This window comes from Sphingobium sp. YR768, from assembly GCF_900111125.1.
Lineage (GTDB): Bacteria > Pseudomonadota > Alphaproteobacteria > Sphingomonadales > Sphingomonadaceae > Sphingobium.
Window position 1 is genome coordinate 100,588 of the sequence record NZ_FOGE01000018.1, and the last position, 7,002, is coordinate 107,589.

The window sequence follows — 7,002 nt, forward strand, 5'->3', positions numbered from 1 at the left end:
TGGCGGCTGTGAACAAGGATGGGCTGGTGACGCGCGCCTACACCACCGGTGGCGGCGCATCGATCTTCAATCGCTTCAACCCTTTGGGGCAGCAGGCGATCGGTGAACGTTTGTATCGCTTCTATGTCAACAAGCTGGAAGTGGCCAACGAGACTGCGTCTTCGATCACGACTTTGCGTGTCCGGGCATTTACGCCCAAGGACGCTGAGGCGATCAACGAGCGTCTTCTGGAACGCGCCGAGGATATGGTGAATCGCCTCAATCTGCGTGGGCGTACCGACCTGATCGATTATGCCAACAAGGAGTTGGTGGAGGCAAAGGTGGTTGCGCGTGACGCGGCTGTTGCCTTGTCCAATTACAGGAACCGTAGCGGCGTCGTGGATCCTGAGCGGCAGGCGTCGACGCAGTTGCAGATGATCTCCAAATTGCAGGACGAATTGATCTCGACCAAGACCGAACTGGTGCAGTTGCGTGCTTTTACGCCGCAAAATCCCCAAATTCCGGTCCTAACGTCACGCATTGCCGAATTGGGTCGTGAGATCGATGCGCAAATGGGGCAGGTTGTCGGCAATCGCACGTCGCTGGCGGCAACGGCGGCCGAATATCAGCGCTTGCAGCTCGAAAGCGAGGTTGCCGACAAGCAATTGGGCGCCGCGATCGCATCCTATCAGGACGCGCGCAATGAGGCGCGTCGCAAGCGTGCCTATATCGAACGGATCGCCCAGCCCAGTCTGCCTGACTCATCCGATGAGCCCAAGCGGCTGCGCGGCATTTTGAGCACCTTTGTTCTTGGCCTGGTTGCTTGGGGCATCCTGACCATGTTGACCGCAGGTGTACGGGAGCACCACGACTGATGGCGATCGAGGGCCGATCAAGCGGTCGCAGCCTGCTTCGGGCTTGGGCGGTTCAGCAGCGGGTGATCTGGGCGCTGGTGCGGCGCGAGATGATTACCCGGTACGGGCGCCATAATATCGGCTTTCTGTGGCTTTTCGTCGAGCCGATGATTTTTACGTTGGGCGTCACCACGCTCTGGACACTGACAAAGACTGTTCATGGGTCTGATCTGCCGATCACGGCCTTTGCCGTGACCGGCTATTCCAGCGTGCTGGTTTGGAGGAACATGGCTTCGCGCCTGATTGGCTCGATCGAACCAAATCTGTCGTTAATGTATCATCGCAACGTGAAAGTAATAGATATCTTCCTGTCGCGCCTAGTGTTGGAAATGTCCGGTGTCGCGACGTCCTTCGTGGTGTTGACGCTTTTCTTCGGCGCCTTGGGATGGCTGTCGATGCCGGAAGACCCGCTTAAAGTGGTCGAGGGTTGGCTTATGCTGGCCTGGTTCGGTGTGTCATTGGCCATGTTCCTGGGTGGAGTGTCGCATCGGCATGAACTGATCGACAAATTCTGGCATCCTTGTTCCTACATTCTCTTTCCCCTTTCCGGGGCGGCCTTTCTGGTCGACTCGCTTCCACCCAGCATGCAGACTTTTGTGCTTTGGTTGCCGATGGTGCATGGGATTGAGTGCGTGCGGGATGGTTTTTTTGGATCGCATTTCACGGCCCATTATGACCTTGGCTATGTGGCGGTGGTGTGTACCGTGTTGACTGGCTTGGCCTTGATCCAGATCCGGGCAGTCGAGAATGATCTGGTGCCGCAATGATTGCCCTGGAAGATGTAGGGAAAAGCTACGCGACCCGTTATGGACGGCATCTGGTTTTCAAGGATGTAAATCTGCAAATCGCCAAAGGCGAGAAGGTGGGCATTCTCGGTCGAAACGGGGCGGGGAAATCGACTCTGGTCCGAATTATTGGCGGCGCCGAGAGCCCGACACGTGGCAAAGTGACCCGGAATATGACGGTGTCCTGGCCGCTCGCTTTTTCTGGTGCATTCCAGCATTCTTTGACGGGTTACGATAATCTGCGCTTCATCTGTCGCGTTTATGACGTCGATCCGGATGAGAAGGTCGACGAAGTTCAAGCCTTTTCCGAATTGGGCAAATTTCTTTGGGAGCCTATTCGGACCTACTCTGCCGGCATGCGCGCGCGACTGGGTTTCGCCGTTTCGATGGCGATCGAATTCGACTGTTTTCTGATCGATGAAATCACGGCGGTAGGTGATGCCCGTTTTCGTGACCGTTGCCATGAGGAACTGCACGTAAAGCGTGGTGATCGTGCCATGATCATGGTGTCGCATGACGCCAACTATGTACGCGAGCATTGTCACAAGGCGGGGGTTTTGACTGGCGGGCAACTGACTATGTTCGACGATGTCGATGAAGCCTATAGCTTTTACATGGCGCACGCGAGCGAATGATGGATGCATTGCGGTGGGTGCGCGGCTTGTTTGCCGGGCGCACCCTCCGTCAAGCGGATGGCTCGCAAGATCGGCAATTGCTGGTCGATGTTTCCACGATCATCCAGCATGATGCCAGGACGGGCATCCAGCGTGTGGTGCGGGCGATCTGGCTGCAATTGCTGGCGACCGATCTGCCCGGCGTGCGGCTGGTGCCGGTATTCGCGACCGTCAAGCGTGGCTATTGCGAGGCTGCGTCGGATTTTCTGACCACGGGTATGCCTGATCGTCCACTGCCAGTGCGCGTAGGGGCGGGCGATATCTTCCTGGGCCTCGACCTGGCTGCGCATCGCCTCTGGCGACACCGGCGGCAAATCGCCGGATGGAAGCGTCAGGGGGCGGGGGTTCACATCATCGTCTATGACATGTTGCCGCTGACCCATCCGCGCTGGTTTCCCGACAGCACCGGTCGTCATTTTCGGCGCTGGATGAAGATATTGCTGCGCCACGCCGATCAGTTGATCGGCATATCGGCCCATGTCGCCGATGAGGTTCGTCTCTGGCTGGGCGACCATGGCGGGCGCAGGGCAAGCGAGATCGGGATCGCCCGCATCATGCTGAGCGGTGATCTGTCGGCCAGCGCGCCAAGCAAGGGCATTGCGGAACGGGCCCGTGCCCTGCTGGATCATATGGCGACGGTTCCGACGGTGCTGATGGTCGGCACGATCGAGCCGCGCAAGGCGCATGACAAGGCGCTGGATGCGATGGAGTGGCTGTGGCGGCACGATGGCGATGCGCCGATGCTGGTGATTGCCGGTCGTCCCGGCTGGCGGACCGAGGCGTTGCAGCAGCGGTTGCTGGAGCATCCGCTGAAGAGCGAGCGACTGCACTGGCTGAGCGACGTGTCCGACGAATTGCTGACGGAGTTGTACCGCAGGGCCGCGCTGGTTCTGGTGCCGTCCCATGGCGAGGGTTTCGGCCTACCGGTCATCGAAGCGTTGGATCAGGGGCGAAAGGTGCTGGCGCGCGATCTACCGGTTTTCCGCGAACTGGAGCGGCCCGGCCTGCATTTCTTCCCGTCGGATGCCCCGGCGGACCTGGCGACGGTGTTGATGGCGGCGTTGCCCTGTGATCACCCCCAGCCTCCGGTAGTGCGCCGGGGGTGGGATGAGACGACGGCGGATGTGTTGAAGGCGCTGAAGCTCGTCAGTCGATGAACAGGCAAGGCTGACCGGTGCGCTTGCGGTAAAGACGGATGTCGTCCTTATAGCATTTGCTGACCAGCCGGATCGTTTCGTCCGTATAGAGCGACTGGGTCGACGGGCATTGCCCATCCCGTTTGAGCAGGGCGATGTCGAGCGCGGGCATATCCGCATAATCGCCGTCCAATTTGGTCAGACTGCCGCGGCCATGGCCGGTCATCGAACGGGCGTCGAGAATGTCGAGATCCAGCACGGCCTTGAGGTCGCGGGTCATCGCGGGAATGTCAGCGAAAGCATAATAGCGATCATAATCGGCATAGAGCATGAAGTCGCTTTGCGGGCGCCAGTGGATATTCTGCCGCTTGCTCTTGTGGCTGGTGATGGTGCGGATGAAATCGGTGAAGGAGGCGTCCATCGCGGTGCCGCTGGCATGGCCTTCCTCCCGGAAATCCCAGGCGTCGCGATGCATGCCGACAATCTTGTCGAGATAGGCGCTGGCGAGTCGGTCGAACGGACAGCGCAATATGGTGAAGGTAAAGTCGGCCGTGGCCAGATCCGGCTGGGGCGCGATGAAGGCGCCATTATTGGCGTGAATCCACTGGATCGAATCCGTCGCGCGCAGGAAGCCATTATCGACCGCCAGGGTGAAACGCATCGTCGAGCAGGCATTTTTGGGTATGAAGGAATAGATGGCGCGCCGCCGATAGAGGGCAAGTGCGAACTTTGCCGCAAAGCCATGCCCTTCATTGACCATGACCGATCCATTGCTGAGCCTGCTGTGCAGCAATTCACGTCTTTTCATCAATCATGGTCTCCGATCAGGAACGGGGCTTGCGCCATCCTAAAGCGAAAGGCGTTGATAGGGAAAGGGAAGGGCGCGCTTTACGTCGCGGACGGGGGATGCGACCAAGCGTCGTGTTGCGTCGCCGAAATGAAGGCTGGTCCCTCCGGATTGTTTTTGCATGTGCGAAATCCATCCGCTATGCCCTATGGCGATGAAATCGGGGGCTTAGTTTTCGTCCATCTAGTTTGGCTCTAGAGATCGCTTGATTCAGGAGGGCATACATTGCGCAAAGGTATAATATTGGCCGGGGGATCGGGCACCAGGCTCTATCCGCTGACGAAGGGCGTGTCGAAGCAGCTCATGCCTGTTTATGACAAGCCCATGATCTATTATCCTTTGTCAACGCTGATGTTGTCGGGCATTCGTGAAATATTGATCATCACGACGCCGCATGATGCGGCTGCCTTCAAGGCGCTTTTGGGCACTGGCGAAGAATGGGGCCTGTCCCTGTCCTATGCGGTGCAGCCCGATCCGGGTGGTCTGGCGCAGGCCTATCTGATTGGCGCGGACTTCGTGGGCGACAGTCCGTCGACCCTCGTTCTGGGCGACAATATCTTCTACGGTCATGGTCTGAGCGATCTTTTGACCAAGGCGGACCAGCGCACCAGCGGCGCATCGGTATTCGGTTATTATGTCAATGATCCCAAGGCCTATGGCGTGGTGTCGTTCGATGCAGACGGCCGGGCCGAGACGATCGAGGAAAAGCCCGAAGAGCCCAAGTCCAACTATGCGGTGACGGGCCTCTATTTCTACGATGGTCGGGCGGTCGAACTGGCGCGTTCGCTCAAGCCCTCGCCGCGTGGCGAATTGGAAATTACCGATCTCAACCGCCTCTATCTGGAAGAGGGTAGCCTGAACGTCGAGATCATGGGCCGTGGCTATGCCTGGCTCGATACCGGCACGCATGGCTCGCTGCTGGATGCGTCGCTCTATGTGCGCGTCACCGAAGAGCGGCAGGGCCTGAAGATTTGCTGCCCCGAGGAAATCGCCTGGCGACAGGGCTTTATCGATGACGCCCAGCTTGAGGTGCTGGCGGCGCCGCTGCGGAAGAGCGGCTATGGCAATTATCTGGTCAAGCTGCTGGAAGGCAAGGGCGCGTTCGCATGAACATCATCGAGACGGGCATTGAAGGCCTGCTGATCATCGAACCGCGCGTGTTTGGTGACGATCGCGGCTTCTTCATGGAGAGCTGGAATGCGGCGGGCTTTGCCGAGGCGGGGCTGGACCTGAATTTCGTGCAGGATAATCACAGCCGATCGGCCAAAGGCGTGCTGCGCGGGCTGCATTTCCAGAATCCCAATCCGCAGGGCAAGCTGGTGCGTGTCGTGTCCGGCCGGGTGTGGGACGTGGCGGTCGATCTGCGCCGGTCCAGCCCGACTTTCGGGAAATGGGCAGGCGTCGAACTGTCGGCTGCCAACAAGCGCATGTTCTGGGTGCCGCCGGGCTTTGCCCATGGCTTTGTGAGCCTGGAGGACGGCACCGACTTCCTCTACAAATGCACGGCGCCCTATGATCCGTCGGCCGAACATTCGCTGATGTGGAATGATCCGGCGGTCGGCATCGAATGGCCGCTGGAGGGGCTGGAGCCGCAACTGTCGGGCAAGGACCAGCAGGGCAAGGCGCTGGACGAGATCGAGGCCTTCGCATGAAGGCGCTCATCACCGGCTGCAACGGGCAGTTGGGGCGGGGATTGCAGGCCACGGCGCCGGAAGGCGTCACTCTAGTCTGTGTCGGATCGGCCGAACTGGACCTGTCGCAGCCTGATCTGATCGCGCCTTTCGTCGCATCCGTGCGGCCGGACGTCATCATCAACGCTGCCGCCTATACGGCGGTCGACAAGGCGGAGAGCGATGCGGACCGGGCGATGGCGGTCAATGGCACGGCCGTTGGCGCGCTGGCGGATGCGGCGCGCAGCGTGGGTGCGCGGTTCGTGCATGTTTCGACCGATTTCGTGTTCGATGGCACGGCTGGCACGCCCTATGCGCCGGATGCGCCGACCAGCCCGCTGGGCGTCTATGGCGAAACCAAGCTGGCGGGCGAAAGCCTGGCCGGTGAGGATGCGCTGATCGTGCGCACCGCCTGGGTCTATGCGCCGGTTGGCGGCAATTTCGTGCATACGATGCTGCGCCTGATGAAAGAGCGGCCGGAAATCCGCGTCGTTGCCGATCAGATCGGCACGCCCAGCTATGCGCCGGCGCTGGCCGCGGCGATCTGGAAGCTGATCGATGTGGGCGCTACGGGCATCCACCATTATACCGATAGTGGGGCGGCGAGCTGGTACGACTTCGCCGTCGCCATCTATGAGGAAGGGCGCGCGGCGGGCCTGCTGGACAAGGATGTGAGCATCCTGCCGATCGCCACGGCCGATTATCCGACGCCGGCCCGGCGGCCCAGCTATTCGGTGCTGGACAAGGGCAAAACCTTTACGGCACTGGGCGGCCCCGCGCCGCACTGGCGCACCCATTTGCGGGCGATGATCGCCGGGGTGCAAGCCGCTTCACAATGATGCGGCGCTCTGTTAGCCGTCGCAACCACCGTCATTCACCTCCTGCAAGGACGCGGACCTACACATGAAAATCACGATGATCGGCACGGGTTATGTTGGGCTTGTGTCCGGGGCCTGTTTTGCGGACTTTGGCCATGACGTGGTTTGCGTGGACAAGG

Annotated in this window: 9 protein-coding genes; 8 read left to right on the plus strand and 1 reads right to left on the minus strand. The window is 60.0% G+C overall.

Features of this window, described 5'->3' with window-relative positions; all coding sequences use genetic code 11:
* Positions 1-26 precede the first annotated feature (26 nt).
* Genes BMX92_RS18605 through BMX92_RS18620 form a run of 4 tightly spaced genes read left to right on the plus strand, consistent with a single transcriptional unit; the run spans position 27 to position 3,509 of the window.
* A complete protein-coding gene (locus tag BMX92_RS18605) occupies positions 27-854 on the plus strand; it encodes a hypothetical protein (RefSeq protein WP_256213500.1) in 828 nt (275 codons plus the stop codon).
* Positions 854-1,660 carry an ABC transporter permease gene (locus BMX92_RS18610; RefSeq protein WP_093019258.1) on the plus strand — a complete coding sequence of 269 codons (807 nt, stop codon included), beginning with the start codon at positions 854-856 and terminating at the stop codon, positions 1,658-1,660. The genes BMX92_RS18605 and BMX92_RS18610 overlap by 1 nt, the downstream gene beginning before the upstream one ends.
* Positions 1,657-2,313 (plus strand): ABC transporter ATP-binding protein, encoded by a 657-nt coding sequence (locus BMX92_RS18615; protein WP_093019260.1) that lies wholly within the window; start codon positions 1,657-1,659, stop codon positions 2,311-2,313. The genes BMX92_RS18610 and BMX92_RS18615 overlap by 4 nt, the downstream gene beginning before the upstream one ends.
* On the plus strand, positions 2,310-3,509 hold the full coding sequence (locus BMX92_RS18620) for a glycosyltransferase family 4 protein (protein WP_093019262.1): 1,200 nt from the start codon (positions 2,310-2,312) through the stop codon (positions 3,507-3,509). Before BMX92_RS18615 ends, BMX92_RS18620 begins: the two co-directional genes overlap by 4 nt.
* Here the strand turns inward: BMX92_RS18620 and BMX92_RS18625 are convergent.
* Positions 3,499-4,296, minus strand: a complete 798-nt coding sequence (locus BMX92_RS18625; RefSeq protein ID WP_093019264.1) for a sulfotransferase family 2 domain-containing protein — start codon at positions 4,294-4,296, stop codon at positions 3,499-3,501. The two genes, BMX92_RS18620 and BMX92_RS18625, sit on opposite strands and share 11 nt — an antisense overlap.
* 264 nt (positions 4,297-4,560) lie before the next feature.
* On the opposite strand from BMX92_RS18625, the gene rfbA reads away from it, so the two are divergent.
* The 4 genes from rfbA to BMX92_RS18645 form a co-directional block, all read left to right on the plus strand.
* Positions 4,561-5,445 carry a glucose-1-phosphate thymidylyltransferase RfbA gene (rfbA, locus tag BMX92_RS18630; RefSeq protein ID WP_093019266.1) on the plus strand — a complete coding sequence of 295 codons (885 nt, stop codon included), beginning with the start codon at positions 4,561-4,563 and terminating at the stop codon, positions 5,443-5,445.
* Positions 5,442-5,987, plus strand: coding sequence for a dTDP-4-dehydrorhamnose 3,5-epimerase (rfbC, locus tag BMX92_RS18635; protein ID WP_093019268.1), 546 nt, complete (start codon positions 5,442-5,444; stop codon positions 5,985-5,987). The genes rfbA and rfbC overlap by 4 nt, the downstream gene beginning before the upstream one ends.
* Positions 5,984-6,844, plus strand: a complete 861-nt coding sequence (gene rfbD / locus BMX92_RS18640; RefSeq protein WP_093019270.1) for a dTDP-4-dehydrorhamnose reductase — start codon at positions 5,984-5,986, stop codon at positions 6,842-6,844. The genes rfbC and rfbD overlap by 4 nt, the downstream gene beginning before the upstream one ends.
* A 64-nt stretch (positions 6,845-6,908) precedes the next feature.
* On the plus strand, positions 6,909-7,002 hold a 94-nt coding region (locus BMX92_RS18645), incomplete at its 3' end, for a hypothetical protein (RefSeq protein WP_143066723.1).